At 64.8% G+C, this 25,762-nt stretch carries 22 protein-coding genes and 4 tRNA genes; 17 read left to right on the plus strand and 9 right to left on the minus strand.

Annotation, left to right across the window (positions count from 1 at the left end; translation table 11 throughout):
* Window positions 1-25 precede the first annotated feature (25 nt).
* The 3 genes from GGR17_RS15030 (at window position 26) to GGR17_RS15040 (ending at window position 748) form a co-directional block, all read left to right on the plus strand.
* On the plus strand, window positions 26-424 hold the full coding sequence (locus GGR17_RS15030; RefSeq protein ID WP_054539187.1) for an HU family DNA-binding protein: 399 nt from the start codon (window positions 26-28) through the stop codon (window positions 422-424).
* A gap of 19 nt (window positions 425-443) precedes the next feature.
* A tRNA-Val gene (locus GGR17_RS15035) sits at window positions 444-518 on the plus strand.
* 154 nt (window positions 519-672) lie between these two features.
* Window positions 673-748 (plus strand) — tRNA-Val (locus GGR17_RS15040).
* Between the two features lie 149 nt (window positions 749-897).
* On the opposite strand, the gene GGR17_RS15045 is transcribed toward GGR17_RS15040, so the two are convergent.
* Complete coding sequence (locus GGR17_RS15045; protein ID WP_054539186.1) at window positions 898-1,266, minus strand: hypothetical protein; 369 nt, start codon at window positions 1,264-1,266, stop codon at window positions 898-900.
* Window positions 1,267-1,448: 182 nt separating this feature from the next.
* Between GGR17_RS15045 and ade the strand changes: the two genes are divergently transcribed.
* From ade to GGR17_RS15075, 6 genes are all read left to right on the plus strand, one after another.
* Window positions 1,449-3,149 carry an adenine deaminase gene (gene ade / locus GGR17_RS15050; protein ID WP_054539185.1) on the plus strand — a complete coding sequence of 567 codons (1,701 nt, stop codon included), beginning with the start codon at window positions 1,449-1,451 and terminating at the stop codon, window positions 3,147-3,149.
* 93 nt (window positions 3,150-3,242) lie between these two features.
* On the plus strand, window positions 3,243-4,181 hold the full coding sequence (locus GGR17_RS15055; RefSeq protein ID WP_054539184.1) for a pirin family protein: 939 nt from the start codon (window positions 3,243-3,245) through the stop codon (window positions 4,179-4,181).
* 115 nt (window positions 4,182-4,296) lie between these two features.
* Window positions 4,297-4,373, plus strand: a tRNA-Asp gene (locus tag GGR17_RS15060).
* A 32-nt stretch (window positions 4,374-4,405) separates the two neighbouring features.
* Window positions 4,406-4,482 (plus strand) — tRNA-Asp (locus GGR17_RS15065).
* A gap of 60 nt (window positions 4,483-4,542) precedes the next feature.
* Window positions 4,543-4,761 carry a hypothetical protein gene (locus GGR17_RS15070; protein WP_054539183.1) on the plus strand — a complete coding sequence of 73 codons (219 nt, stop codon included), beginning with the start codon at window positions 4,543-4,545 and terminating at the stop codon, window positions 4,759-4,761.
* Window positions 4,762-4,875: 114 nt separating this feature from the next.
* On the plus strand, window positions 4,876-6,414 hold the full coding sequence (locus GGR17_RS15075) for an alkaline phosphatase D family protein (protein WP_054539182.1): 1,539 nt from the start codon (window positions 4,876-4,878) through the stop codon (window positions 6,412-6,414).
* A gap of 209 nt (window positions 6,415-6,623) precedes the next feature.
* Here the strand turns inward: GGR17_RS15075 and GGR17_RS15080 are convergent, their stop codons facing one another.
* Complete coding sequence (locus tag GGR17_RS15080) at window positions 6,624-7,997, minus strand: M20/M25/M40 family metallo-hydrolase (RefSeq protein WP_054539181.1); 1,374 nt, start codon at window positions 7,995-7,997, stop codon at window positions 6,624-6,626.
* Window positions 7,998-8,484: 487 nt separating this feature from the next.
* On the opposite strand from GGR17_RS15080, the gene hemA reads away from it, so the two are divergent.
* From hemA to ispG, 3 genes are all read left to right on the plus strand, one after another.
* Window positions 8,485-9,708: a 5-aminolevulinate synthase gene (hemA, locus tag GGR17_RS15085; protein ID WP_054539180.1), complete on the plus strand. Its 1,224-nt coding sequence runs from the start codon at window positions 8,485-8,487 to the stop codon at window positions 9,706-9,708.
* 117 nt (window positions 9,709-9,825) lie between these two features.
* Entirely contained in the window at window positions 9,826-11,019 is a 1,194-nt protein-coding gene (locus GGR17_RS15090) for a helix-turn-helix domain-containing protein (RefSeq protein WP_054539179.1), read from the plus strand.
* A 72-nt stretch (window positions 11,020-11,091) separates the two neighbouring features.
* Window positions 11,092-12,219 carry a flavodoxin-dependent (E)-4-hydroxy-3-methylbut-2-enyl-diphosphate synthase gene (gene ispG / locus GGR17_RS15095; protein WP_054539178.1) on the plus strand — a complete coding sequence of 376 codons (1,128 nt, stop codon included), beginning with the start codon at window positions 11,092-11,094 and terminating at the stop codon, window positions 12,217-12,219.
* Between the two features lie 20 nt (window positions 12,220-12,239).
* On the opposite strand, the gene GGR17_RS15100 is transcribed toward ispG, so the two are convergent.
* Window positions 12,240-12,980, minus strand: coding sequence for a DsbA family protein (locus GGR17_RS15100; RefSeq protein WP_037207972.1), 741 nt, complete (start codon window positions 12,978-12,980; stop codon window positions 12,240-12,242).
* 174 nt (window positions 12,981-13,154) lie between these two features.
* Window positions 13,155-14,474: a M48 family metalloprotease gene (locus GGR17_RS15105; protein WP_157445572.1), complete on the minus strand. Its 1,320-nt coding sequence runs from the start codon at window positions 14,472-14,474 to the stop codon at window positions 13,155-13,157.
* A gap of 59 nt (window positions 14,475-14,533) precedes the next feature.
* Here GGR17_RS15105 and GGR17_RS15110 point away from each other — a divergent pair, with 59 nt between their 5' ends.
* Together GGR17_RS15110 and GGR17_RS15115 are read left to right on the plus strand one after the other, a co-directional pair.
* On the plus strand, window positions 14,534-15,679 hold the full coding sequence (locus GGR17_RS15110; protein ID WP_054539176.1) for a pyridoxal phosphate-dependent aminotransferase: 1,146 nt from the start codon (window positions 14,534-14,536) through the stop codon (window positions 15,677-15,679).
* Between the two features lie 60 nt (window positions 15,680-15,739).
* Window positions 15,740-16,969, plus strand: a complete 1,230-nt coding sequence (locus tag GGR17_RS15115) for an N-acetylmuramoyl-L-alanine amidase (protein WP_054539175.1) — start codon at window positions 15,740-15,742, stop codon at window positions 16,967-16,969.
* On the opposite strand, the gene GGR17_RS15120 is transcribed toward GGR17_RS15115, so the two are convergent.
* Window positions 16,959-17,561, minus strand: coding sequence for a class I SAM-dependent methyltransferase (locus GGR17_RS15120; RefSeq protein WP_054539174.1), 603 nt, complete (start codon window positions 17,559-17,561; stop codon window positions 16,959-16,961). The two genes, GGR17_RS15115 and GGR17_RS15120, sit on opposite strands and share 11 nt — an antisense overlap.
* A 154-nt stretch (window positions 17,562-17,715) precedes the next feature.
* Here GGR17_RS15120 and GGR17_RS15125 point away from each other — a divergent pair, with 154 nt between their 5' ends.
* The 3 genes from GGR17_RS15125 to GGR17_RS15135 all read left to right on the plus strand — a co-directional run bounded on the left by GGR17_RS15125 (window position 17,716) and on the right by GGR17_RS15135 (window position 22,322).
* On the plus strand, window positions 17,716-20,268 hold the full coding sequence (locus GGR17_RS15125; RefSeq protein WP_054539173.1) for a penicillin-binding protein 1A: 2,553 nt from the start codon (window positions 17,716-17,718) through the stop codon (window positions 20,266-20,268).
* Between the two features lie 74 nt (window positions 20,269-20,342).
* Complete coding sequence (gene prfB, locus GGR17_RS15130) at window positions 20,343-21,470, plus strand: peptide chain release factor 2 (RefSeq protein WP_037207958.1); 1,128 nt, start codon at window positions 20,343-20,345, stop codon at window positions 21,468-21,470.
* Window positions 21,471-21,545: 75 nt separating this feature from the next.
* Window positions 21,546-22,322: a DUF2189 domain-containing protein gene (locus GGR17_RS15135; protein WP_054539172.1), complete on the plus strand. Its 777-nt coding sequence runs from the start codon at window positions 21,546-21,548 to the stop codon at window positions 22,320-22,322.
* 72 nt (window positions 22,323-22,394) lie between these two features.
* Here GGR17_RS15135 and GGR17_RS15140 read toward each other — a convergent pair whose 3' ends face one another.
* From GGR17_RS15140 to bcp, 4 genes are all read right to left on the minus strand, one after another.
* A complete protein-coding gene (locus tag GGR17_RS15140) occupies window positions 22,395-22,883 on the minus strand; it encodes a bactofilin family protein (RefSeq protein ID WP_054539171.1) in 489 nt (162 codons plus the stop codon).
* A complete protein-coding gene (locus GGR17_RS15145) occupies window positions 22,873-24,195 on the minus strand; it encodes a M23 family metallopeptidase (protein ID WP_235974507.1) in 1,323 nt (440 codons plus the stop codon). Before GGR17_RS15145 ends, GGR17_RS15140 begins: the two co-directional genes overlap by 11 nt.
* A 185-nt stretch (window positions 24,196-24,380) precedes the next feature.
* Entirely contained in the window at window positions 24,381-25,181 is an 801-nt protein-coding gene (locus tag GGR17_RS15150; protein WP_054539170.1) for a ferritin-like domain-containing protein, read from the minus strand.
* A gap of 20 nt (window positions 25,182-25,201) precedes the next feature.
* The gene (gene bcp, locus GGR17_RS15155) at window positions 25,202-25,663 is read right to left on the minus strand and encodes a thioredoxin-dependent thiol peroxidase (protein ID WP_037208507.1); all 462 of its coding nucleotides are present in this window, start codon (window positions 25,661-25,663) and stop codon (window positions 25,202-25,204) included.
* Between the last annotated feature and the right edge of the window lie 99 nt (window positions 25,664-25,762).

The raw sequence follows: 25,762 nt of genomic DNA on the forward strand, positions 1-25,762 counted from the left end.
CGGAAAATTCGAGGATGATACAGGCATGTTCAACATGACAAATTCACGCAAGACGACCACCACCAGAAACATCAGCGCGGTCGCCGACATCACCGACGCGACGGAGGCCGAAGCCGTTGTCGCCGAAGAGGGTGGCGAAGAAGCCGTCGCCCCCAATGCGCTGCGCAAGAAGGAACTGATCGACCGTGTGGTCGAGGTTTCGGGGATGAAGAAAAAGGACGTCAAGCCGATCGTCGAGGCGACGCTTGCCGTTCTGGGGGCTGCGCTCTCGAACGAAGAGACGATGAACCTGCCCCCGATGGGCAAGATCGTCATCAACCGCAAGAAGGATCTTGCGAATGGCGAGGTTCTGATGACCCGCATCCGGCGCAGCACAAAGGCGGCCGAAACCGGAGAAGAACCTCTTGCAGAGGTTTCGGAGTAACGCTATTACGCCGTCCACCGGGTGATTAGCTCAGTGGTAGAGCGCTTCGTTCACATCGAAGATGTCAGGAGTTCGAATCTCTTATCACCCACCATGAGATTCCAGAAAACGCGCCAGACCGGTCTGGCGCGTTTCCCTTTTCCGGCTGTCGGTGCGGGCAGGGGGGCGCGGGCGGCGGCTGGCCGGGCGATTCACGGTAATTCCACCCTTGCCATGAGAGAAAACGCGCGATAGTAACCGCGCCTGTCGGGTGATTAGCTCAGTTGGTAGAGCGCTTCGTTTACACCGAAGATGTCGGGAGTTCGAGCCTCTCATCACCCACCATAATATCTGGCTTACGGCGATTTTACGAACAGTCCGAAGGTTCATCGAACCTTCCGCAGATTTCCAAAGTCCGGAATGTCGCGTGTCGCAAAAGAAAAGGCGGCCGGCGCGCAGGCCGACCGCCAGATGGGCCTTCGGGGGCCCGGGCCTTACTTGATGACCTCGATATCGGTCAGTTCCGATTTGGCCAGGCTGTCCACCGCGCTTTCCGGGATGGACAGGGTAATCACACCATCGCCGACCGCGAGGACGTCTTCGCCATCCATTTCGACCTCATTGCCGTTGGGCAGCTTGAACATGATCCGGTCCAGCTCGCCGGTTTCGGGATCGATGATCGACAGGGTCACATTGCCGACAAACTGGCCATGTTCCCCCTGCACGGCATAGCCGGCATATTCGCCGGGCGCGTCGGGGATGAATTTGGTATCGTTGCTTTCATCGCCCTGTGCCAGTGCGGCACCGCCCAGAGACAGGGCGAGGATCGAGGAAAGGGCGGTCATTTTAAACATCGGTTTCATTGTCGAACTCCTTTCGTTCGGCTGTTCCGTTATGCGATATCAACGAAGAACCGCGCCGCTGGTTCCCTGATGCCATCGTGCCGGGCGGCGACCGGCTGCCCGGCTTCCCAACGCAACGGAAGCTGCACCTTGATCCTGTCGGCCGTGCCTGCAACTCTGTCTGAAACCGCAGGAGCCCCGCCATGACCAACCCGCCCCTTTCCGATCTCATCGACCAGGGGCGCGGGGCCGCGCCCGCCGATCTGGTGCTGCGCGGCGGGCAGGTGTTCGATCTTGTCACCGGCGCGATGATCGCGGGCGATGTCGCGATCTGCGGCGATACCATCGTGGGGATCGGGGCCGATTACGAGGCGCGCGAGGTGATCGACGTGTCGGGCCTGACACTGGTGCCGGGGTTCATCGATACGCATCTGCATATCGAAAGCTCGCTGGTGACGCCGTTCGAGTTCGATCGCTGCGTGTGTCCGCGCGGGGTGACCACCGCGATATGCGATCCGCATGAGATCGCCAATGTGGTTGGTGTGCCGGGGATCGCGTATTTTCTGGAAGCGTCGGCGCGCACGGTGATGGATATCCGGGTGCAGCTGTCTTCCTGCGTGCCCTCGACCGAGATGGAGACGGCTGGCGCGCGGATCGGGGCAGAGGAACTTTCGGCGCTGAAGGATCATCCGCGGGTCATCGGGCTGGCGGAGTTCATGAACTATCCGGGGGTGATCTACAAAGACCCGGGCGCCATGGCCAAGCTGGAGGCGTTTCGGGCGCGCCATATCGACGGGCATGCGCCGCAACTGTCGGGCCGGGATCTGAACGCCTATATCGCGGCGGGCATCCGCACCGAACATGAGGCGACGACGGCGGGCGAGGCCCTGGAAAAGCTGCGCAAGGGGATGCGGGTGCTGATCCGCGAGGGATCGGTTTCCAAGGATCTGCATGCGCTGCAGCCGGTGCTGACGCAGATGACCGCACCTTATATGTGCCTGTGCACCGATGACCGTAATCCGCTCGATATCGCCGAACACGGGCATCTGGATTATATGATCCGCACCCTGATCGCGTTGGGAACGCCGGTTCTGGCGGCGTATCGTGCGGCCAGCCTTTCGGCGGCCGAGGCGTTCGGGCTGAAGGACAGGGGCCAGATCGCGCCGGGCAAGCGGGCCGATATCGTGGCGCTGCCCGATCTGGCAGAGTGTCGGGCGGCTCTGGTGATCGCCGGGGGCAAGCGGGTGGATGCGGCGGCTTTCGCCGCGCGCGACGAGATCGCGCCGGTGGCCCGCCATTCGGTGAAGGCGCCGCGGGTCACGGGCGGCTCTTTCCGCTCCGCCGCCAACCGGGAAGATACCGACGTGATCGGCATTCTGCCCGGCAAGATCATCACCGAGCACCTGCATGAGGTGATCCCGGTGGTGGATGGCGACAAGCGCCCCGATCCGGCGCGTGATCTGATCAAGATCGCGGTGGTCGAGCGGCATGGCAAGAACGGCAATATCGCCACCGGCTTCGTGAAGGGCTTTGGCTTGGCGAAGGGGGCCATCGCCTCGACCGTCTGCCATGACCATCACAATATCGCGGTGGTGGGGGCCGATTATGATGACATGGCGCTCGCCTCCAATCGCCTGTCCGAGATCGAGGGCGGATTCGTGGTGGCCGAAGCCGGGCGAGTGCTGGCCGAACTGGCCCTGCCGGTGGCAGGATTGATGAGCCTGAAGCGTTTCGAGGAGGTCGAGCAGGAGCTTGTCGCCCTGCGCGCGGCGGCCAGGAGCCTGGGCGTGACCCTGGAAGAGCCGTTCCTGCAACTGGCCTTTCTGGCGCTGCCGGTGATTCCCGCGTTGAAGATCACCGACCGGGGGCTGGTCGATGTCGTGAAATTCGAGATCATCCCGTGATCTGTGCAACAGCGCGCAAAGGCGGCGCTTGCATGTGGCTTATGTGAACGGGGGAATGGGTTATCTTTCTTTCCGAAACAGGAGGATACCGCGATGAGCTGGAACCCCGCGCTTGATCCGCACACCCCCACCGGTGATCAGGTGGACGCGATCGAAACCGTCATCGTGCCGCGCGCGCGCGATATAGGCGGGTTCGAGGTGCGCCGCGCCTTGCCCGCGCCCAGGCGGCAGATGGTGGGGCCGTTCATCTTTTTCGATCAGATGGGACCGGCTGAATTCGTGACCGGCGAAGGGCTCGATGTGCGCCCGCATCCGCATATCGGCCTGGCGACGGTGACATATCTTCTGCAAGGTTCGATCCATCACCGCGATTCCCTTGGAACCGATCAATGGATCGAACCCGGCGCGGTGAACCTGATGATCGCGGGCAACGGCATCACCCATTCCGAACGCACCGACGGCGCCGCGCGGCAAAAGCCCCACAGCCTGTTCGGCATCCAGACATGGGTGGCCATGCCGAAAGGCGCCGAAGACAGCGCGCCCGGGTTCGAACATGCGGACAAGGCAGCGCTGCCGCTGCTGGAGGGCGAGGGGAAGCAGGTGCGGCTCATTCTGGGCGACGCCTGGGGCGCGCGCGCGCCGGTCCGCACCCCGTCGGAGATGTTCTATGCCGATGCCGTTCTGGCGCCGGGGGCCGCGATCCCGCTGCCGGACAATCACGAAGACCGCGGGATCTACGTGATGGAAGGCGAGGTGGCCGTGGCGGGCGACAGATTCGCGGCCGGGCGGATGCTGGTGTTTCGCACCGGAGATCGGGTCAGCCTGCGGGCCGGCCCGCAGGGGGCAAGGGTGCTTTTGCTGGGCGGCGCGACCCTGGAAGGCCCACGCTATATCTGGTGGAATTTCGTGGCCTCGTCGAAGGAACGGATCGAGGCGGCAAAAGAAGCCTGGCGCCAGGAAGATTGGGCGCATGGCCGGTTCCGGCTGCCCCCGGGCGACGATACCGCCTTCGTTCCGCTGCCGGCGCGCTGAGGGCGGAAAAAACTACCGGCAAAACCGGGGGAATCGCCGTTATCGGCGCTTGACGCGGCCAGTGGCGGGGCATAAAACCCCCCTCACGCCGGGCCTAGCCCCGGGGGAATGCAATGCGGTTGTAGCTCAGTTGGTTAGAGTACCGGCCTGTCACGCCGGGGGTCGCGGGTTCGAGCCCCGTCAACCGCGCCACTGCCTTTCCCCGAACGCCCAGCGTGAAACGCGCGGTTGTAGCTCAGCTGGTTAGAGTACCGGCCTGTCACGCCGGGGGTCGCGGGTTCGAGCCCCGTCAACCGCGCCACTTTTCCTTTTCGGGACCGGCTGATAGGTCTGCGGCACATGCCCGCCCGGAAGGTGCCCCATGCTTCGCCTGCTTGATGACATTCCGCTGTTTGCCGCGATGGCGCTTGCCGCGACACTGGGCCTCGCGCCGTTTTCGCCGGAGCCGCATGTCTGGGAAAAGCTCACGTTGCTGGCCGCGGGCGGGCTGACACGGCCCGTTGACATGTTCGACCTGGCCTTGCACGGCGCGCCCTGGCTGCTTGTCGTGGCCAAGCTGGCGCGGCGCCCGCGCGCATAGCGCTGTCATGTTGGTGACGTGTTCGATTCACCGTAACGTCATCGCTGTGCCGTACGGCTGAAAAACGCTGCTGCTATCCGGGACTCCCGTCAAACCGGAACTGCGGAGTTTCCCATGCCAAGCATTCGTTTCACCCGTCGCCAGGCCCTCGTCGGGTCGGCCGCTCTTGCCTCCACCCTCGCCATGCCCTCGATCAGCCGCGCCAATGGCCGGCCGGTTCTGACCCATGGCGTTCAGTCCGGCGATGTCGCCCATGACGGCGCCGTCTTGTGGGCGCGCGCCGACCGCGAAGCCAAGATGGCGGTGGAATGGTCCACCACCGAAAGCTTCGCCAACGCGCGTAAGGTGCAGGCGCTGAACGTCGGCACAGCGACCGATTTCACCGGCAAGCTGGCACTGGAAGGGCTGCCCTCGGATCAGGATGTCTTCTACCGCGTGACCATGACCGACCTGGCCGATGCCAATGCGGTCTCCGCGCCGGTCACCGGCCATTTCCGCACCGCCCCGATGGCGCTGCGCGACATCTCTTTCGTCTGGTCGGGCGATACCGCCGGCCAGGGCTGGGGCATCGACGAATCCCGTGGCGGCATGACCACCTACAAGACCATGCTGGGCCACACGCCCGATTTCATGATCCACTCCGGCGACACCGTCTATGCCGACGGCCCGCTGAAATCCGAGGTCGAACTGAAAGACGGCACCGTCTGGAAGAACCTCGTGACCGAGCAGAAAACCAAGGTTGCCGAAACGCTTGACGAATTCCGCGGCCAGCACCTCTACAACATGCTCGACGCCAATGTTCGCGCCTTCAACGCCGAAGTTCCGGTGATGTATCAGTGGGACGACCATGAGGTCACCAACAACTGGTACCCGAACGAGATGCTGATCTCGGATGACCGCTACAAGGTCAAATCCATGCAGCAGCTCTCGGCCCGCGCCGCCCGCGCCTTCCATGAGATGTACCCGATCCGCTCGAACCTGTCCGAGCCTTACCGCGTGTATCGCAAAGTGTCCTACGGCCCGCTGCTGGACATCTTCTTCATCGACATGCGCAGCTACCGCGGCGACAACACCGCCAACAATCAGCCCGAAGGCGCGCCCTTCCTCGGGGCGGAACAACTGGCATGGCTGAAGCGCGAGCTGACCGCGTCCAACGCCACCTGGAAAGTCATCGCTTCCGACATGCCGATCGGCATGGTGGTGCGCGACGGTGACAATTTCGAGAACGGCGCCAACTCCGACGGCCCGCCGCTCGGCCGCGAACTGGACATCGCCGATCTGTTGTCCTTCATCAAGCACGGCGCGGTGAAGAACACGGTCTGGCTGACCGCCGACGTGCATTACACCGCCGCGCATCATTACAGCCCCGACCGCGCCCAGTTCCAGGATTTCGATCCGTTCTGGGAATTCGTCTCAGGCCCGCTGCACGCCGGAACCTTCGGCCCCAACGACTATGACAACACCTTCGGGGTCGAGGTGCGCTATGCCAAGCATCCGAGCGAGGAGCAGGGCGTGAACCTGCCGCCCTCTATGGGGCTGCAGTTCTTCGGCAAGGTGGACATCGCCGCCGATACCGGGGTGATGACCGTCAGCCTGCTGGACAGTGCCGACACGGTTCTGTGGGCGACGGAGATCGAGCCGGATATGGCCTGACGCTCTGGCCGGGGCGCATGATGCCCCGGCCTCGCGCATTTGTGCATGTCTTGTGTTTTCCGGCCCTGCGGGCCGGGATGCCTCCGGCGGGGATATTTGGCCAAAGCAAGCGGCAGAACTTGGGTCTTCATGCTTGCTTTGGTGCAAATATCCCGGGGTCTGGGGCGGAGCCCCAGATGAACCGCTCTCTTGCGCCGAAGGCGCGCCGCTTATTTCGTCAGCGCGTCCAGGATCCGCGCCCAGCTTCTGATCCCCTTGTGGAAGCTTTTCAGGTCGTATTTCTCGTTCGGGGAATGGATCGCGTCGTCATCCTTGCCGAACCCGATCAACATCGCGTCGGTGCCCAGCACATCCTTGAAATACCCCGCGATCGGGATCGATCCGCCGCAGCCGACATAGGCCGCCGGGTTGGGCCACTCGTCCGACAGCGCTGCGCGCGCCTTTTCGAAGGCGGGCAGGTCGATCGACATCTGGCCGGCGGGCGAGGCGCCGTGGCCATGGAACTCTACCTTGCAGTCGGGCGGCAGCATTGACGTGACATACGCGCGGAAGCTTTGCCGGATCTTCGCGGGGTCCTGTGTGCCGACAAGGCGGAAGCTGATCTTGGCCGAGGCTTGCGAGGGCAGCACCGTCTTGAAGCCCTTGCCGGTATAGCCGCCGATGATGCCGTTCACTTCGCAGGTCGGGCGTGACCAGATCATCTCCAGCGCCGACCGGCCCTGTTCACCGGCCGGTTCCGACAGGCCGACCTCGCCCAGAAATTCCTTGTGATCGAAACCGAGTGCCTGCCATTGCGCGGCGATGTCTTCGGGCAGTTCGGGCACGCCGTCGTAGAAGCCCGGCACCGTGACCCGGCCTGTGCTGTCGTGCAGCGCGGCGATGATCCTTGCCAGCACCCGGATCGGGTTCATCGCGGCGCCGCCATACATGCCCGAATGAAGGTCTTTCGACGGGCCGGTGATCGTCAGTTCTTCGCCCAGAAGCCCACGCAGCATGGTGACGATTGCCGGGGTATTGTCGCCGAACAGGCCCGTGTCGCAGATCAGCGCCACGTCGGCGCGCAGCTCTTGCGCGTTTTCGCGCATGAACGGGATCAGCGAGGGGGAGCCGGATTCCTCTTCCCCTTCGAAGAAGAACGAGATCTTCGCGGGCAGGCTGCCATGCACCGCCTTCCAGGCCCGGCAGGCCTCGACAAAGGTCATCAGCTGGCCCTTGTCATCGGATGATCCGCGCCCGCGGATCACGGTGCCGGCGGGGGTTTCCTCCAGCGCCGGGTCGAACGGATCGCGGTTCCACAGGTTCAGCGGATCGACCGGCTGTACGTCATAGTGGCCGTAGAACATCAGGTGCGGGCCGGGGCCGTCGCCATGGGCCACCACCATGGGATGGCCGGGCGTGGGGCGTTTTTCCGCGTCGAAGCCGATGGAGCGCAGATCGGCCACCAGCCAGTCCGCTGCGCGTGCGCATTCCGCGTCATAGGCCGGATCGGTCGAGATCGAGGGGATCCGCAGAAGCTCCAGCAGCCTTTCGGTGGCCTGGGGCAGGTCGGCATCAATGCGGGCGAGGACGGAGTCGAGAGCCAAGGCGGCCTCCTGCTGCGGGGAATTCCCTTCATTCCTATCAGCCTCGGGGCGCCTGTCCAGAGGGGCAGGGGGCACCGACGGGGCCATGGGTGAAGAAAAGCGCGTAGAAACAAGCTGTTTCCCCCAAGCTTGACCGACATCAAGGCAGGGGGTAACAAATCGGGCCAGAAACAGTAATGTGATGCTTCCGGCCCGAACATGGCGCGAATGTGTTTCCGATCGGAACCACGTTTCGCCGGAAAAGGCGGGGAAATGAAGGAAATGATGGATTCGGGCCGCGACAACTTGCGCCTCTATCACTAGTTTCCTGAGTGTGAAGAATGTGCAAAGACTGATGCACTTATGCTTCGGCATCCGTTGGCGGAGGAGCGTCGCAAGGCGAAGCCGGCGGATGGGATGCGGTCGGAGGAGTTCGGCGTATCGTGCCTGAGGGCGCCGTGGCATCGGAGAACGGGCCGATGGGCCGCAAAGGACGAAGGAGAAGCCGGTGGATTATACCGCGGGATTGGACGTTGCACTGAACCGTCTGCACGAAGAGGGCCGCTACCGTACCTTCATCGACATCGAACGGCGCAAGGGCGCGTTTCCAAATGCGGTGTGGCGGCGCCCCGACGGAACCGAAAAAGACATCACCGTGTGGTGCGGCAACGACTATCTGGGCATGGGCCAGCATCCGGTCGTGCTGGCGGCCATGCACGAGGCGATCGACGCCACCGGGGCGGGATCGGGCGGCACGCGCAACATTTCGGGCACCACGGTCTATCACAAGGCGCTGGAGGCCGAGCTGGCCGATCTGCATGGCAAGGAGGCGGCGCTTGTCTTCACCTCGGCCTATATCGCCAATGACGCCACGCTTTCGACCCTGCCCAAGCTGTTTCCCGGTCTGATCATCTATTCCGACGAGTTGAACCACGCCTCGATGATCGAGGGTATCCGCCGCAACGGCGGCGCCAAGCGCATCTTCCGCCACAATGACGTGTCCCATCTGCGCGCGCTGCTGGAAGCGGACGATCCGAAGGCGCCGAAGCTGATTGCCTTTGAATCGATCTATTCGATGGATGGCGATTTCGGCCCGATCGCCGAAATCCTCGACCTGGCCGACGAGTTCAACGCCCTGACCTATATCGACGAGGTGCACGCGGTCGGCATGTACGGGCCGCGGGGCGCCGGCGTGGCCGAACGCGACGGGCTGATGGGCCGTATCGACATCATCAACGGCACCCTGGCCAAGGCCTACGGCGTGATGGGCGGCTACATCGCCTCGAGCGCGAAGATGTGTGACGCCATCCGCTCTTACGCGCCGGGCTTCATCTTCACCACCTCGCTGCCGCCGGCGATTGCAGCGGGTGCGGCCGCCTCGGTGCGGCATCTGAAAACCGATCAGGCGCGGCGGGATCAGCAACAGCTTCAGGCCCGTATCCTGAAAATGCGGCTCAAGGGGCTGGGCCTGCCGATCATCGATCATGGCAGCCATATCGTGCCGGTGATCGTGGGTGATCCGGTGCATACCAAGATGATCTCGGACATGCTGCTGGAACGGTTCGGCATCTATGTGCAGCCGATCAATTTCCCGACAGTTCCGCGCGGCACCGAGCGTTTGCGCTTTACCCCGTCGCCGGTACATGGCCCCAAGGAGATCGACGCCCTGGTTCAGTCGATGGATGAGCTTTGGGCACAATGTGCGCTGAATCGTGCTGAGCTTTCGGCCTGATCCGTTCTGCGGATGCAAATTCGCTTGCCCTGTGGTATTAATAACCTAAGAGATTGGCACGGTCAGAGAATCGCCGATCCTTAGGGGACAGCACGTGGCAGGCACGGGATTGAGCACATGATTGGGCGCAGGCAGCCGCCCGTTTCCGCTGAGCAAGAGCAGCGCACCGGGGGATTTGACTCCTTCGAGCTGAAGCTCGGCGACATCATGCGCGGCGAGCGTGCGACGCTTGGAAAATCCCTGCTCGACGTGCAGCGAGAGCTGAAGATCAAGGCGACCTATATCGCCGCGATCGAGAATGCCGATCCCACGGCCTTTGAAACCCCCGGTTTCGTGGCGGGCTATGTCCGCTCTTACGCACGCTATCTGGGGCTTGACCCCGAATGGGCCTATACCACCTTCTGCGAAGAGGGAAAATTCGCCACCGTCCACGGGATGGACAAGGCGGCCTCTGGCGTCAAACCCGCCGCCAGAACCCCGCGCAAGCCTGACGCGCCGCGCGATCCGCTGGCCGATCCCAACGCCACCTTCGTGCCGCGGGGCGAGGCGTTCTTTTCCGGGATCGAACCCGGCGCCGTGGGGTCCGTTCTGGTGCTGTTGATGCTGATCGGCGGGCTCGGGTTCGGCGGCTGGACGGTGTTGCAACAGATTCAACGGGTGCGCCTGACTCCGGTGGATCAGGCCCCCGGCGTGATTGCCGAAATCGATCCGCTGGCCGGTGCCGGCACGATGATCGCCGATGTCACCGACAATGCCGGCATGTCCGCGCCCTCGGCCGATGCGCTGGACCGGCTGTACCGCCCGCAGCCGCTGGACGTGCCGGTGATGGTCGCGCGGGACGGGCCGATCTCGACGCTGCAGCCCGGCGCGCTCGGCGCGTTGGTGGATGCACCCGAGGCGCCGGAAACCGTCGCTGCGGCAAATCGTTCCGCGCCGCAGGAACCGTCGACGCCCGTTCAGGTGGTGGCCGAAACCGCGCCCGAGCTGGTGCTGTTCGCCGTGCGCCCGGCGTGGGTGCGGGTCACCGCTGCCGAAGGCACGGTTTTGCTGGAAAAGATTCTGGACGCGGGCGAGCGCTATGTGCTGCCCCCGACGGAGGAACCGCCGCTGCTGCGCACCGGCTATGCCGGCGCCGTGTACTTCGCGGTGAACGGTACCGCTTATGGCCCGGCCGGTGAGGGTGCCGCCGTGATCAAGAACATCGCCCTGGGCCCGGACGAGCTGAAGGCCGCGTTCCAGCTTGCCGATCTGACGCAGAACCCGGAGCTGGCCAGCCTGGTGGCGGAAGTCACGCAAATCGTCGAAGAATAGCCTGCGCCCGTTGCCGGGAGGCGTGCGGAGGGTTATCTAACCCCTGAACGATCCAAGGCGGAGAGAAGGCGGATGTCGCTTAACCATGTGCGCCCGTGGCGCAACATCTACCGGCGCGAATCCCGCAAGATTTACGTCGGCCCTGTGCCGGTGGGCGGCGATGCGCCGATCTCGGTGCAGACGATGACCAACACCATCACCACGGATGTGAAGGCCACCATCGCCCAGGTGCAGGCCTGCGCCGAGGCGGGGGCCGATATCGTCCGCGTTTCCACCCCCGACGAGGCCAGCGCCCGGGCGTTGAAAGAGATCGTCGCCGAAAGCCCGGTGCCGATCGTGGCCGACATCCATTTCCATTACAAACGCGCGATCGAGGCCGCCGAGAGCGGCGCGGCCTGCCTGCGGATCAACCCCGGCAACATCGGCGACGCGGCCCGCGTGAAAGAGGTGATCCAGGCGGCAAAGGATCACGGCTGTTCGATCCGCATCGGGGTGAACGCCGGATCGCTGGAAAAGCACCTGCTGGAGAAATACGGCGAGCCATGCCCCGAGGCGATGGTGGAGTCGGGGCTGGAGCATATCCGCATCCTGCAGGACAATGATTTCCACGAATTCAAGATCAGCGTGAAGGCCAGCGATGTGTTCCTGTCGGCCGCCGCCTATCAGGGCATTGCCGAGGCGACCGACGCGCCGATCCATCTGGGCATCACCGAGGCCGGCGGGCTGATGTCGGGCACGATCAAATCCGCGATCGGGCTGGGCAACCTGCTGTGGATGGGCATCGGCGATACGCTGCGTGTGTCACTCTCCGCTGATCCGGTGCAAGAGGTCAAGGTCGGCTATGAGATCCTGAAATCGCTGGGCCTGCGGCACCGGGGGGTCAACATCATTTCTTGCCCGTCCTGCGCGCGGCAGGGGTTCGACGTGATCAAGACGGTCGAGGCGCTGGAAAAGCGGCTGGAGCATATCAAGACGCCCATGAGCCTGAGCATCATCGGCTGCGTCGTGAACGGCCCGGGCGAGGCGCTGATGACCGATGTCGGCTTTACCGGCGGCGGGGCCGGCAGCGGCATGGTCTATCTGGCGGGCAGGCAGAGCCACAAGCTGAGCAACGATCAGATGATCGAGCATATCGTCGAGCAGGTCGAGAAAAAGGCCGCCGAGATCGAAGCGGCGGCCTCTGCCCAGGCGGCGGAATAGCCGCGCCCGGTGGAACAGGCTCAGTTGGCGCGCAGGTCGCTGACGATCTCGCGCATCCCGGCCAGAGGTACATAGCCGCGCAGCATCTGATCTTTCAGCACGAAGGTCGGCGTGCCCGAGATCTGCAGGCGGCTGGCCAGCGCGCGGTTGGCCTGAATCACCTGATCAACCTCTTCGCTGCTCATCCGTGCCAGAACCGCGCCGGCATCCAGCCCCAGCCGCCCGGCCAGTTTTTCCAGATTGGCCGGCGTGACCTTGCCGCGGAAGGTGATCAGCGCGTCATGGGTCTGCTTGTAGGCCTCGTCCCCGGCGATCAGCTTGGTGGCGATGGCAAAGCGGGACGACAGCTCTGATTCCTCGCCCAGGATCGGGAATTCCTTCACGATAAAGCGGATGTTTCCGTCGGAGCGGATCAGCGTCGCCACTTCCTCATGCGCCTTGCGGCAATAGCCGCAGCGGTAATCGGTGAACTCCACCAGGGTGATGTCGCCCTCGGGGTTGCCGCCCACCCAGGAATGGCCGTCGCGGAAGATGTCTTCGGCGTTGACCTTGATCAGCGTCGCGTCATTCGAAGCCTGCTGCCCGGCCTGGCGCTGCTCAAGCACCGCGATCGCCTCCATCAGCACTTCGGGATTGTCCAGCAGATAGGCCCGCACCTCGGCGCGGAAGGCTTCCCGCTCGGCGGCGCTCATGTCGGCGGCATGGGCCGGGGCGGCCAGTGTCAGAGCCGCGAGGGCAGCGGCAAGGATCGGGCGGGTCATGGGCATTCTCTCCGTTTGTCGCAGCGGGCTGCGGCCTATCTATCTCACAGCCGGCGGCGGGCGGCAATTGCGCTGGCCGCTTCCGATACCTTCCGTCGCGTTTTGCCGACCACACTGCACCGGCGCGCGCGTCCGACCAACCTTTTGCGGATCACAAAAGCGGGAGCGTCGGGCTTACTGGGTGGCGGCGCGGGCGGTGTGCAGAACGTCCTGCGCGCGCAGCGCCCCGGAAGAGCCGTGCGGCAACAGCCCCGCCGCCCGTTCGGCATGCACCGCCGCATCCCGAAACCGCCCCTGCACCGCATAGCGTTCGGCCGTCGCGAGCGAGGCCATGCCGTTGTTGCCCAGCCGCGCATAGGCCACCGCCAGATCGCGCAGCAGCCGCGGATCGAACGGATCCCGCGCGCGGGCCTGTTCCAGCACCGAAAGCGCCCGGCGGGTGCCATCGGCCGTATCAAGCGCCAGAAGCGACCGGCCATAGCCGGCCTGGATCAGCGGCTCGTTCGGGGCAAGCTGCACCGCCCGCTGATAAGATCGGACGGCCCCCCCGAAATCCCGCGATTCCAGCAGGATCTGCCCGCGCAGTTCCTCGATATAGCCATCCGACGGGCGGCGCGCGGCCAGGGTGTTGATCTCGCGCAGGGCGGCCTTGGCGTCGGGTTTGCGGTGATAGGCGATGGCGCGCCGCATGAGCGCGCTGTCGGATGTGTCGGAGGGTTTGATCCGCCGCAGCGTATAGGACGGATTCTGCATGAACGCGCCCAGCTTTCCCTGGGCCCGGTTGAACCAGTATTCGGCGGCCGGATTCGCCTGCGCCGTGCCGCCATAGGCCGCGGCGAATCCCCGCATCGCGCGCAGCCTGTCCTGCGTCAGCGGATGGGTGCGTACGTAGGGATCCTGCCGGCCCGGGCTCAGCGCCTCTTGCCCGCGAAAGATCTCCAGCACATCGACCATCGCCGCCGGGTCCAGCCCGGCACGCGCCATGTAGCGCACCCCGGCCTGATCGGCAGAGGCTTCCTCGGCTCTTGTATGGGCGAAGAACAGGCGCTGCGCCGAAGAGGACGATCCGGCCGCGACCCCGGCCGCCGCCTGTGGATTGCCGCTCAGCGCCAGCGCCGCCGACATCAAAAGCCCCATCCCCGCCGCAGATTGCGCCCCGCGCAGATTGGCCATGCGGCGGGTGATATGGCCGTTGGCGATATGGGCCATCTCATGGGCCAGCACGCCCTGCACCTGCTCGGCGCTGTCCAGCTTCAGCAGCAGGCCGGAATGGACGAAGATCGTGCGCCCGTCGATGACGAAGGCGTTCAGCGAGGCATCGTTGATCACCATGACCCTCAGTTGCGAGGCGCTGAAGCCGGCGGCCGTGGCCACGGGGGCGACGAGCTGGCGCAGGGCATGTTCGATCTCCGCATCGCGGATCAGCCCCTGCGCCCGCGCCGCCGGCGCCCAGAGCATGCCGAGGGCGAGCAGCAGGGCGATGCCCGCTGCCATTGACTGTCTGCACATGCGCTGGAACAAAGCTGCCATGATGGCAGAGTAAGGAGAGTGCGGTGCGAAGTTCAAGGCGAAGCGGGGTCGATCCTTTCATCGTGATGGATGTGCTGGAGCATGCGCGCCGCGCAGAGGCCGCCGGCCGGCGCATCATCCACATGGAAATCGGCCAGCCCGCCACGCCCGCCCCGTCGGGCGCGCGCGCTGCCGTCACCGAGGCGATGGCAGGGGATGCCATGGGATACACCGTCGCCCTGGGCCTGCCGGCGCTGCGCCAACGCATCGCAAGGCTTTATGGCGACTGGTATAATGTTGATCTGGACCCGGGGCGGGTGATCGTCACCTCGGGCTCGTCTGCGGCCTTCCTGCTGGCCTTCACCGCGCTTTTCGACACGGGCGACCGGGTGGGGATCGGGGCGCCGGGCTATCCGTCTTACCGGCAGATCCTGCGCGCGCTGGATCTGCGGCCGGTGATGCTGGAAACGGCGGCGGAAAACCGCCTGCAGCCGGTGCCGGGGGATCTTCCCGCCGATCTGGCCGGGCTGATGATCGCCTCGCCCGCCAACCCCAGCGGCACCATGCTGGACCGGGCTGCGATGGCTGCGCTGATCGGGGCCTGCGCGGCGCAGGGAACGGCGTTCATCTCCGACGAGATCTATCACGGCATCGAGTATGACAAGAAGGCCGTGACTGCGCTGGAGATCAGCGACGAGGTTTACGTGATCAACTCCTTTTCCAAGTATTTTTCGATGACCGGCTGGCGGGTGGGCTGGATGGTGGTGCCGCCCGATCATGTGCGTATCATCGAACGGCTGGCCCAGAACATGTTCATCTGCGCGCCTCATGTCAGCCAGATCGCGGCGCTGGCGGCAATGGACTGCGAGCCGGAGCTTCAGGCCAACATGGCTGTCTACCGCGAGAACCGGCGCTTGATGCTGGAGGGTCTGCCGGAGGCCGGCTTCACCCGCATCGCGCCGCCGGACGGCGGCTTTTATGTGTATGCCGATGTATCGCATCTGACGCAGGACAGCCGCGCACTCGCCGCCGAGATATTGGAACAGGCGGGCGTGGCGGTGGCGCCGGGGCTGGATTTCGACCCTTCGCGCGGGGCGGGCACCTTGCGGTTTTCCTATGCCACCGCGACCGGCGACATCCGCGAAGGGCTGGCCCGGCTCAAGACGTTCATGCAGGCGCGCTTTGGCTGATCGGCGGTTTCGCCGGGGCGGGTGACCGGGTATACTTGCGCAAAACGGGCGTCGGGGCGCATGGGCAGGATTTTCAGGATTTTCGGGTTATGCGCCGCGGTGACGCTTTGGGCGGCGGCAGGTGGCATGGCGCAGGAGCTTTCGGCGCTGGCGCGGGTCAATGCCGCGCGCTCGGGCGTGATCGATGCGGGGCAGGGGATCGAGCTGCGGCTGGATCTCAGCCAGCCGGTGCCGTTCCGCGTGCGTACGCTTGACGCGCCGCCCCGGCTCGTCGTCGATTTCCGCGAGATCGCCTGGGATGGCATCGCGCCTGACGCGTTGCTGCGCGGCAGCCGGGCCAGCGGCCTGCGGATGGGGCCGGTGCGGCCGGGCTGGTCGCGGCTGGTGCTGGATCTGACCGGGCCTTTCGCGGTGCAAAGCGCCGAGATGCGGCGTGATGACGCAACCGGGCGGGCGGATCTGGTGATGCGCCTCGCCCCGGTCAGCGCCGCTGATTTCGCGGCCGCCGCCGCCACGCCCGAAGCCGTGCTCTGGGGGTTGCCGCAAGCGGTTGCGCTGGCGCCGCCGCGCCAGCGTCAGGACGGATCGCGGCCGCTGCGCGTGGTGCTTGACCCGGGCCATGGCGGTATCGATCCGGGGGCCGAGCGTGGCGGGGTGCGCGAAGCAGATCTGATGCTGACCTTCGCGCGCGAGCTGAAAGAGGTGTTGCTGCGCGCCGGCGCCGAGGTGGCGTTGACCCGCGAAGAGGATAGTTTCGTGCCGCTGGAAAGCCGCATCTCCATCGCCCGCGCCGCCCGGGCGGATGTGTTTCTGTCGCTTCATGCTGATGTGCTGGCCGAAGGCCATGCCACGGGCGCCACGATCTATACCCTGTCCGACACCGCCTCCGACAAGGCATCGCAGAAGCTGGCCGAGCGCCACGACCGCGCCGATCTTCTGGCCGGGGTGGATCTGTCGCATCAGGATGACGTGATCGCGGATGTGCTGATGGATCTTGCCCGGCGCGATACGGCGCCGCGCTCCGATGCGCTGGCCGATGCGCTGGTCGCGGGGCTGCGGCAGGCGGTGGAACATATGCACAAGCGCCCGCGCCAGTCGGCCGGGTTTTCGGTGCTCAAGTCGCCCGATATCCCGTCGGTCCTGATCGAGCTTGGCTTTCTGTCGTCGAAACGCGACCGGGAAAACCTGACCGACCCCGAATGGCGGCGCAAAGCGGCGCAGGGCATCCGCGACGCCCTGCTGAACTGGGCGCAATCCGATGCCGCGCAGGCGACGCTGCTCAGGAAATAGCGGTGTAGCGCGCCAGCCAGATGGTATGGCCGCGGCAGGCCGGATCCTCTGGCGCGAAATCGATCACCGAAAAGCCGTTGTCGGACAGAAGCGCACGGTATTCGGCGGGCGACAGGCTGGCGTGATAGACGGTTTCGCCCTCGACCTCGCCAATCGCCTCTCCCTCGTCCGAACCCGAGGTGAACATCAGCACCGCGCGCGGCGCGGCATGCATGGCAAAGGTGGGGAACATGGCGCGCTGGTCGGCGGCGGAGAGGTGGAAAAAGCTGTTCCACGCCAGGATCGCGTCGAACCGCCGGCCCAGCGACAGGCCGCGCATATCGGCCTCTATCGCCTCGGCGCCGGGCAGGGCGGCGCGAAACAGCGCCACCATCTCGGCGGCGCCATCCACCCCGGTGACCTGCGCGCGCCGCTCGCTCAGATAGGTGGCGATGGGCTTGCCCGGCCCGCAGCCAAGATCCAGCACCCGCCGCCCGATGGCATGGGCCAGCATCCTGTCCAGCCAGCGGCGTTCGAACAGGGTCTTGTCGCGGTGTCGGGCAAAGCCTTGGGCGACTCGGGCGTAGGTGGGCAGGATGTCTTCGGGATGCATGGCTTTGCGCTACGCTGCCGCGACGTCTGGCGCAAGCCCTTCGCGGAACCGTGAACGCGGTGGCGGCGCGAATTGGCCGAACCGCCGCGCGTTGGTTTTGACCGCACCGGGCAGGGGGCGTATAGAGGCGAAGTTATTTCAGGGGGCGCACGCCGTGTTCAGAACGATCCTATCCTTCTTCGGGGCGGTTTTCAGCTTTGTCACGATCGGCATTGCCATGGGCGCGGCGATGATCGGCGCGGTATTCTGGATGTATGCGCGCGATCTGCCCAGCCACGAGGAGCTGGCCACCTATACCCCCAAGACGATCAGCCGCATCTATTCCGGCCAGGGCCGCCTGATCGACGAATTCGCCGAAGAGCGCCGGCTTTACGCGCCGGCCGACGAGATCCCGGAACTGGTGAAGGGCGCGTTCATCTCGGCCGAGGACAAGAATTTCTACAGCCATAACGGCTATGACGCGCGCGGCATCATCGCCGCCGCCATCGACGCGGTGAAAAGCCGGGGCAAGAACGTGCGTGGCGCCTCGACCATCACCCAGCAGGTGATGAAGAATTTCCTGCTGAGCGGCGACCGGACCGGCGAACGCAAGATCAAGGAACTGATCCTGGCCACCCGCATCGAGGACACGCTGAGCAAGGACCGTATTCTGGAGCTTTATCTCAACGAGATTTTCCTGGGCCAGAACTCCTATGGCGTTGCCGCCGCCGCGCAGACCTATTTCAACAAGACCCTGGCCGAGCTTGCCCCCCAAGAGGCCGCCTATCTGGCCGCGCTGCCCAAGGCGCCCTCCACCTATCACCCGGTCCGCCAGAAGGAACGCGCGCTGGAGCGGCGGAATTTCGTGCTGCGCGAGATGAACGAGAACGGCTATATCGATGACGCGGCCTATGTGCTGGCCAAGGCGGCCCCGCTGAAGACCGTGCAGAACGGCGATTACCCGCCCTTCCGTCAGAGCCTGCCGCCGCGCGACTATTTCACCGACGAGATCCGCCGCCAGCTGAGCGAGGATTTCGGCGAGGGCGAGTTCTTTGGGGGCGGCCTGACCATCCGCGCCACGGTTGATCCCGATATGCAACAGCAGGCGGCCGAGGCCCTGCGCGACGGGCTGGAGAAATACGACCGTGGCCGGGGCGTGTGGCGCGGCACGGGCAAGACGGTTGCGCTGGAACATCTGGCGGACGAGGCGCGCTGGCGCGCGGCGCTGGCCGGCACCGATGTGGCGCGCGACATCGAAGGATGGGCGCCGGCCGTGGTTCTGGAACTGAGCAATTCCGCCGCCCGCATCGGCATCGAAGGCGTGGCCGAAGACAGCGACGGCCACTGGATCGTCGCCAAGGACGTGACATGGGCCCGCAAGCGGCGCGCCGATGGCAGCCTGGGCCCGCGGGCGCAAAAGGCGTCGGACCTGCTCGAGGTTGGCGATGTCGTTCATGTGCGCGAAATGCGGTCGGACGAGGACGGCTCGTTCATCCGCTGGACGCTGCGGCAGGTGCCCGAGGTGCAGGGCGGTTTCGTGGCGATGGACGTGAACACCGGCCGCGTCATCGCCATGCAGGGCGGTTTTTCCTATCAGGATTCGGTCTTCAACCGGGCCACCCAGGCCACGCGTCAGCCGGGCTCGTCGTTCAAGCCCTTCGTCTACGCCGCCGCGCTGGACAGCGGCTTCACCCCGGCCACCATCGTCATCGACGCCCCGATCGAGGTGGAAACCGGCGAAGGCATCTGGCGGCCCAGGAACGCGTCGAACAAGTTCTACGGCCCCACGCCTCTGCGCACCGGCATCGAACGCTCGCGCAACCTGATGACGGTGCGTCTGGCCCAGGAAATCGGGATGGATCTGGTGGCGGGCTATGCCGAACGCTTTGGCGTGTATGACCGGATGGATCCGTTCCTGGCCAATGCGCTCGGCAGTCAGGAAACCACGCTTTACAAGATGGTCGCGGCCTATGCGATGTTCGCCAACGGCGGCGAGCGGGTGGAACCGACGCTGGTGGACCGGGTGCAGGACCGTTGGGGCCGGACCATCTATCGGCATGATCCGCGCATCTGCGAAGACTGCCGGACCGCGTCGCTGAACCCCGGAGCGGCGCCCACCATCCTTTCGAACCGGCCACGGGTGATCAACGCGATCACCGCCTATCAGCTCAGCTCGATGATGCGGGGCGTGGTGGAGCGGGGCACGGCCTCGGGCAGCGTCCATCTTCCGGTGCCGACCGCAGGCAAGACCGGCACCACCAACGAGGCCAAGGATGTCTGGTTCATCGGTTTCACCTCGAACATCGTCGCGGGCTGTTACATAGGTTATGACCGGCCCGAGCCGCTTGGGCGCGGCGCGTCGGGCGGCGGCATGTGCGGGCCGGTCTTCAACAGCTTCATGACCGAGGCGACGAAGAAATTCGGCGGCGGCGAATTCAAGGTGCCCCCCGGCGGCCACTTCATCAAGATCGACCGTTTCTCGGGCGAGCGTCTGCCCGATGACGCGGAGGGTGAAAACGTCGTGGCCGAATATTTCCGTGATGGCGAAGAGCCCGTCTTCGGCCTTGCCGCGCTGATCGACGGCGGCTTCGCCATGGGCTCCAACCTGCCGCTTTTTGCCCCCGGCGAAAGCGATGACGGAACCGAGGTCACGACCTCGACCGGCAAAAAGGCCACCGTGGGGCCCAAGGCCAGCTTCGGCACCCTGTCGTCGGGCGGGCTTTACTGAGCTTGCCCGCGCGCGCCCAAGCCGCTATCACCCCCATCTGAACGCAAACAGCAGCAAACGAGGGTTCGCCCACCATGCGTGCCGACACGCAAAACACCATCGAGGACATCCGCAAATCCCTGGCCCTGCTGGCGCAGCGGCTGGATTGGGAGACGGCCGAGCACCGGCTGGAAGAGTTCAACGCCCGGGTTGAAGACCCCGATTTGTGGAATGATCCCGCCAACGCGCAAAAGCTGATGCGCGAGCGGCAGGCGCTTGTCGATGCGATGAACACCTACAAGGGCATCGGCCAGGAGCTGTCGGACAATATCGAGCTGATCGAGCTGGGCGAGATGGAAGAGGATGCCGAGGTGGTGACCGAGGCCGAGGCCGCGCTGAAGGCGCTGGCCGAGAAGGCGGCGCAGAAAGAGATCGAGGCGCTGCTGGATGGCGAGGCGGATGCCAACGACACCTTTCTGGAGATCAACGCCGGCGCCGGCGGCACCGAAAGCTGCGACTGGGCCAGCATGCTGGCGCGGATGTATGTTCGCTGGGCCGAGAAGAAGGGCTACAAGGTCGAACTTCAGTCCGAGAGCGCGGGCGAAGAGGCGGGCATCAAATCCGCGACCTACAAGATTTCCGGCCACAACGCTTATGGCTGGCTGAAATCCGAAAGCGGCGTGCACCGGCTGGTGCGGATTTCACCTTACGACAGTGCGGCAAGACGCCACACCTCTTTCAGCTCTGTCTGGGTCTATCCGGTTGTGGATGACAATATCGAGATCGAGGTGAACCCGGCCGATATCCGCATCGACACCTATCGTTCTTCGGGGGCGGGCGGGCAGCACGTCAACACCACCGATTCGGCCGTGCGGATCACCCATATGCCCACCGGCATTGTCGTGACCAGTTCGGAAAAATCCCAGCACCAGAACCGCGACATCGCGATGAAGGCCCTGAAATCAAGGCTTTATCAGATGGAGCTGGACCGGCGCAATGCCGCCATCACCGAAGCGCATGAAAACAAGGGCGATGCGGGCTGGGGCAACCAGATCAGATCCTACGTGCTGCAGCCCTATCAGATGGTCAAGGATCTGCGCACCAACGTGGAAACCTCCGACACACAGGGCGTGCTGGACGGGGATCTGGACCAGTTCATGGCCGCCACGCTGGCGCTGGACGTGGCCGGCAAAAGCCGCGCCGAGGCGCAGGCTGAGGGTTGATTTCTTCTTGATCCGCGAAAAATCCGTGTAAAATGCCCCCGAATACGCCGTCAGACGCGTATACGGGAGGGTCACATGACGGAAGTAACAGCGGCGGCGCCCTCACGGGTGCCGGAGATTCAGCGCGTGAGCTGCGGCACGGTTTTCACGGCGCTGAAACGGGGCTGGCGCGATTTTCTGGCGGCACCGGGCTATGGCGCGTTTTTCGGTGGTTTCTATGTGGTCTGCGGTATCGCGATGTTCTGGGTCACCCAGGTGACCGGACAGATCTACTGGCTGGCGATCCTGGTGTTCGGCTTTCCGTTGCTCGGGCCTTTCGCGGCTGTCGGGCTCTACGAGGTCAGCCGCCGCCTGGAAAACGGCACGCCCTTGAACTGGCGAGAGATTCTGGGCGTGATCTGGCGGCAGAAAGACCGTCAGCTTCCTTCGATCAGCGCCATCATCATCCTGATCTTCCTGTTCTGGTCCTTCATCGGCCACATGATTTTCGCCCTGTTCCTGGGGCTTTCGACGATGACCAACGTCACTTCGTCCTACGAGGTGTTCCTTACGGCGAACGGGCTGATGATGCTGGGCGTGGGATCGCTTGTGGGGGCGGGGCTGGCGGCGCTGATCTTTGCCGTCACGGTTGTCGGCCTGCCGCTGTTGCTGGACAGAGAGATTGATTTCGTCACCGCGATGATCGTCAGCGTCAGCACGGTCACGGCCAATCCCGGCCCGATGCTGTTGTGGGGGATAACGCTCATCGGGCTGCTGTTTGCGGGGATGCTGCCGTTTTTCATCGGGCTGCTGGTGGTGTTGCCGGTGCTTGGCCATGCCACCTGGCACCTTTACCGCGCCGCCTTGGTGTGACGCATGGGCGTGGGTGCAAAACGGGCGCGGTCATCCCTGGCCGCGCCCGTTGAATTCTGCCGTGTGAAAGGCTCAGGCCTTTGGCGCGGCGGGCTTTTGCGGGGCAGGGCCGTTGCTCAGCGGATCGTCCTGACGCTGAACCGAACCTTCGAAATGCGCGCCGCTTTCGATCGCGATGGTCTTGTGGATGATGTCGCCCTCGACACGCGCCGTCGAGGTCAGGCGCACCTTCAGGCCGCGCACGCGGCCGACGACGCGGCCGTTGACCACAACGTCATCGGCGACCACCTCCCCCTTCACGGTGGCGCCCTCGCCAACGGTCAGAAGATGGGCGCGAATGTCGCCTTCCACGGTGCCTTCGATCTGGATGTCGCCGGTTGTCCGAAGGTTGCCGGTGATGGTCAGATCCGACGACAGGACCGATGCCGGCGGCTTCGGCTTGGGCGCGGTTGCGGGCTTTTCACCCGCCTGGGGCATCGGCTTTGCCATTTCCGGCATGGCGGGTTTCTCTGCCTCGCCCGCTTTGGGGCCGGGCTCATTGATCCTGCTTTTAGAAAACATCTCTCGCTGCCTTGATATAGATCATCGGGTTGACGGGTTTGCCCCCTACGCGCACCTCATAGTGCAGGTGCGTGCCGGTAGACCGACCAGAGTTCCCCATATCACCAATCCGGTCCCCGCGCGAGACCCTTTGCCCGACCGTCACGTGGATTTTAGACATATGCGCGTAGCGGGTCTCGATCCCGAACTCGTGCTGAATTTTCACCACGCGGCCATATCCCGACATCCAGCCGGCGTGGATGACCACGCCATCGGCCGTCGAATAGATCGGCGTGCCGTAGGAAGCGGCGAAATCGGTGCCGTTGTGCATACGGCCCCAGCGCGCCCCGAACCCGCTGGTAAAGCGGAAAGAGGATTTGAGCGGCAGCGAGAACGGCGTCTTTTCCGCCGCGATGCGATAGAGGTTGAGCTGATCCAGCCGGTCGAGAATCCCGTTGGCCCGCAGCGTTTCGGGATCGGTCAGCTCGCCCTTGGTCGACACCGACAGCGGTGTCAGCGGGCCGCCCTGGCCGGAATAGCCGCGGCGCACCTGTTCGATCAGCGTATCGGTGTTCAGCCCGGCCGAGCGGAACATCTTGTCCAGCGGCTCGATCGAGATTGTCAGCGCGTCTTCGAGCTGGCCGAAGATCCGGTCATTCCGATCCTGCGAAAGCTGCCGGTCGAAATCCAGCGCCCCGGCCAGTTCATAGGCAGCGGCGGCTTCGGCGGCGATGGTGTCACGCTCCGTCGCGGTCAGGTTCAGCGCCTCGGACAGGAAGGCGACCGTTTCGCGCATGTCTTCGGCATGGCCGGCCCCCGACTTGTCGGCATCGGTGCTCTCGGCCAGCGCGACGGTCAGGTTTTCCGCCTCTGCCAGGGCCGTGTCACGCTCCGACATGGTGCGACGCAGGGTGGACTGGATGACCCCGATCCCGGTTTCCAGCTCTTTGCGGCGGTCTTCGGAGGCCAGCAGCGCCGACTGCATCTTCGACACTTCGGTAAGGGCCAGGTTGAACCGGTTCTGCGCGTTGCGGGTTTCTTCGGCGCGCAGGTCACGCTCGCCGGCCAGCGCGTTCAGCCGCTCTTCATACATCGCCTGTTCGCGCCGCGCCTGATCGCGCAGGCTGCCGGCGCCGATCGTATCCATGATCAGCATCGCGCTGGCGATGATCGACCAGCCCACGATCGCGGCGCAGCCCGTGAGGGCAACCAACTGCGTCCCCGGGCTCAGCCGGATGAACCGCGTTTCCGTTTCCGATCTCAGAAAAAGCCGCTGTTCCGGCAAATAGCGCTCAAGCGCCATGTTCATCCGTCTTATGACATTAGATTGCAAACCATCGCCCCGTCTGCCTTGTCCCCGTTGTAGTGGTGACCAGCTTTCCCCAAAAAAGCGGTCGTTAACTCCATAGGTCATGGCCGGGGAGCGCTGCAAGTTTTTTGAGCGTTTGGGTTCCACGATCGTGCTTCTAAAGGACAATCTTGCGCGGGAATTCGCCGACAACGCGGGCGGAAACCGGCTCAGGCCGGCGGGTCGGCTTCGGTGAGAGGCCAGTAAAAGTCGGGGGGCATCCCGGCTTCGGCGCGCTTTTCCTCGTTGAAGGGCGGTTTCAGCGTGCTGTGGAAGTATTTGTGAACGAGCGTGTGAAACACCTCTTTGGGGTCTTCGTCATGGCGCCCGCACAGGAAATGGAACCATTTGGAGCCATAGGCCACATGCGCCACCTCTTCGCCATAGATCACCTCCAGCGCCTCGACCGCGTGATCGTCGCCCGCCTTGCGGAACACCTCGATCATGCCGGGCGTCACGTCCAGCCCGCGCGCCTCCAGCACCATCGGCACCACGGCAAGCCGCCCCATCAGGTCATCGGCGGTATCCTCGGCCGCGCGCCACATGCCGGCATGGGCGGGCAGCGCGCCGTAGTGGCTGCCCATGCGCTCCAGGCAGTCGCAGATCAGGTTGAAATGCTTTGATTCCTCATCGGGCGCCTTCACCCAGTCGTCGAAGAACCCGGCGGGCATGGGCACGTCGGCGAAGCGCGCGATGATGTCCCAGTGCAGATCGACCGCGTTCAGTTCGATATGCGCGACCGCGTGCAGCAGCGCCTTGCGCCCCTCGGGCGTGCCGGGGCGGCGGCGCGGCACGTCGCGCGGCGACAGAAGCTCTGGCCGGTCGGGGCGCGCGGGGCGCAGGGGCGGGCTGGCCCGGCCCACCTCGAGCGGCGCGCCGGCGTCGCGCGCCGCGAACCAGGCCGCGGCGTGGCGGCGCGACAGCGCGGTCTTGGCGCGGCCGTCGGCGGTGGTCAGAACCTGCACCGCCATCTGCGCCAGGCATTCTCCGCTCAAAGCGCGCGCACCGCGTCGAGTACGGCCTCGGCATGGCCCGGCACCTTCACCTTGCGCCAGATCCGGGCGATATTGCCCGCGCCGTCGATCAGGAAGGTCGCACGCTCGATCCCCATGTATTTACGGCCATACATGTTCTTCTCGACCCAGACGCCATAAGCCTCGCAGACCGTATCATCGGCATCCGAAAGCAGCGGCACCGAGAGGGAGTGCTTGTCGCGGAATTTCTCGTGTTTGGTCACCGGATCCTTGGAAACGCCGAAGACATGCGCGCCTTCGCTGTTGAACTCCGCCAGGATTTCGGTGAAGGCAATGGCTTCCTTCGTGCAGCCCGGCGTGTCATCCTTGGGATAGAAATACAGCACCACGGGCGCCGGCCGCAGCGCGGACAGCGTGACAGTGTCGCCGCCATCGCGGGGAAGGGTGAAATCGGGGGCGGGCTGGCCACATTCGGTCATGAAAGGCTCCTCGGGAATTGGCAGATTGTCCATACCCTTCCGGGGCGCGGGGCGCGAGAAAAAAGACAGGGCCAAAAGGCAAATGGGCGCCGGGCAGGG

Source organism: Actibacterium naphthalenivorans (genome assembly GCF_014196965.1).
Taxonomy (GTDB): Bacteria; Pseudomonadota; Alphaproteobacteria; order Rhodobacterales; family Rhodobacteraceae; genus Actibacterium_A; species Actibacterium_A naphthalenivorans.

What these genes read in the sequence shown, in the direction of transcription:
- GGR17_RS15030 (WP_054539187.1), top strand. Translation starts at nt 26, where the DNA reads ATGTTCAACATGACAAATTCACGCAAGACGACCACCACCAGAAACATC.
- GGR17_RS15045 (WP_054539186.1), bottom strand. Translation starts at nt 1,266, where the DNA reads ATGAAACCGATGTTTAAAATGACCGCCCTTTCCTCGATCCTCGCCCTG.
- ade (WP_054539185.1), top strand. Translation starts at nt 1,449, where the DNA reads ATGACCAACCCGCCCCTTTCCGATCTCATCGACCAGGGGCGCGGGGCC.
- GGR17_RS15055 (WP_054539184.1), top strand. Translation starts at nt 3,243, where the DNA reads ATGAGCTGGAACCCCGCGCTTGATCCGCACACCCCCACCGGTGATCAG.
- GGR17_RS15070 (WP_054539183.1), top strand. Translation starts at nt 4,543, where the DNA reads ATGCTTCGCCTGCTTGATGACATTCCGCTGTTTGCCGCGATGGCGCTT.
- GGR17_RS15075 (WP_054539182.1), top strand. Translation starts at nt 4,876, where the DNA reads ATGCCAAGCATTCGTTTCACCCGTCGCCAGGCCCTCGTCGGGTCGGCC.
- GGR17_RS15090 (WP_054539179.1), top strand. Translation starts at nt 9,826, where the DNA reads ATGATTGGGCGCAGGCAGCCGCCCGTTTCCGCTGAGCAAGAGCAGCGC.
- ispG (WP_054539178.1), top strand. Translation starts at nt 11,092, where the DNA reads ATGTCGCTTAACCATGTGCGCCCGTGGCGCAACATCTACCGGCGCGAA.
- GGR17_RS15100 (WP_037207972.1), bottom strand. Translation starts at nt 12,980, where the DNA reads ATGACCCGCCCGATCCTTGCCGCTGCCCTCGCGGCTCTGACACTGGCC.
- GGR17_RS15105 (WP_157445572.1), bottom strand. Translation starts at nt 14,474, where the DNA reads ATGGCAGCGGGCATCGCCCTGCTGCTCGCCCTCGGCATGCTCTGGGCG.
- GGR17_RS15115 (WP_054539175.1), top strand. Translation starts at nt 15,740, where the DNA reads ATGGGCAGGATTTTCAGGATTTTCGGGTTATGCGCCGCGGTGACGCTT.
- GGR17_RS15120 (WP_054539174.1), bottom strand. Translation starts at nt 17,561, where the DNA reads ATGCATCCCGAAGACATCCTGCCCACCTACGCCCGAGTCGCCCAAGGC.
- prfB (WP_037207958.1), top strand. Translation starts at nt 20,343, where the DNA reads ATGCGTGCCGACACGCAAAACACCATCGAGGACATCCGCAAATCCCTG.
- GGR17_RS15135 (WP_054539172.1), top strand. Translation starts at nt 21,546, where the DNA reads ATGACGGAAGTAACAGCGGCGGCGCCCTCACGGGTGCCGGAGATTCAG.
- GGR17_RS15140 (WP_054539171.1), bottom strand. Translation starts at nt 22,883, where the DNA reads ATGTTTTCTAAAAGCAGGATCAATGAGCCCGGCCCCAAAGCGGGCGAG.
- GGR17_RS15150 (WP_054539170.1), bottom strand. Translation starts at nt 25,181, where the DNA reads ATGGCGGTGCAGGTTCTGACCACCGCCGACGGCCGCGCCAAGACCGCG.
- bcp (WP_037208507.1), bottom strand. Translation starts at nt 25,663, where the DNA reads ATGACCGAATGTGGCCAGCCCGCCCCCGATTTCACCCTTCCCCGCGAT.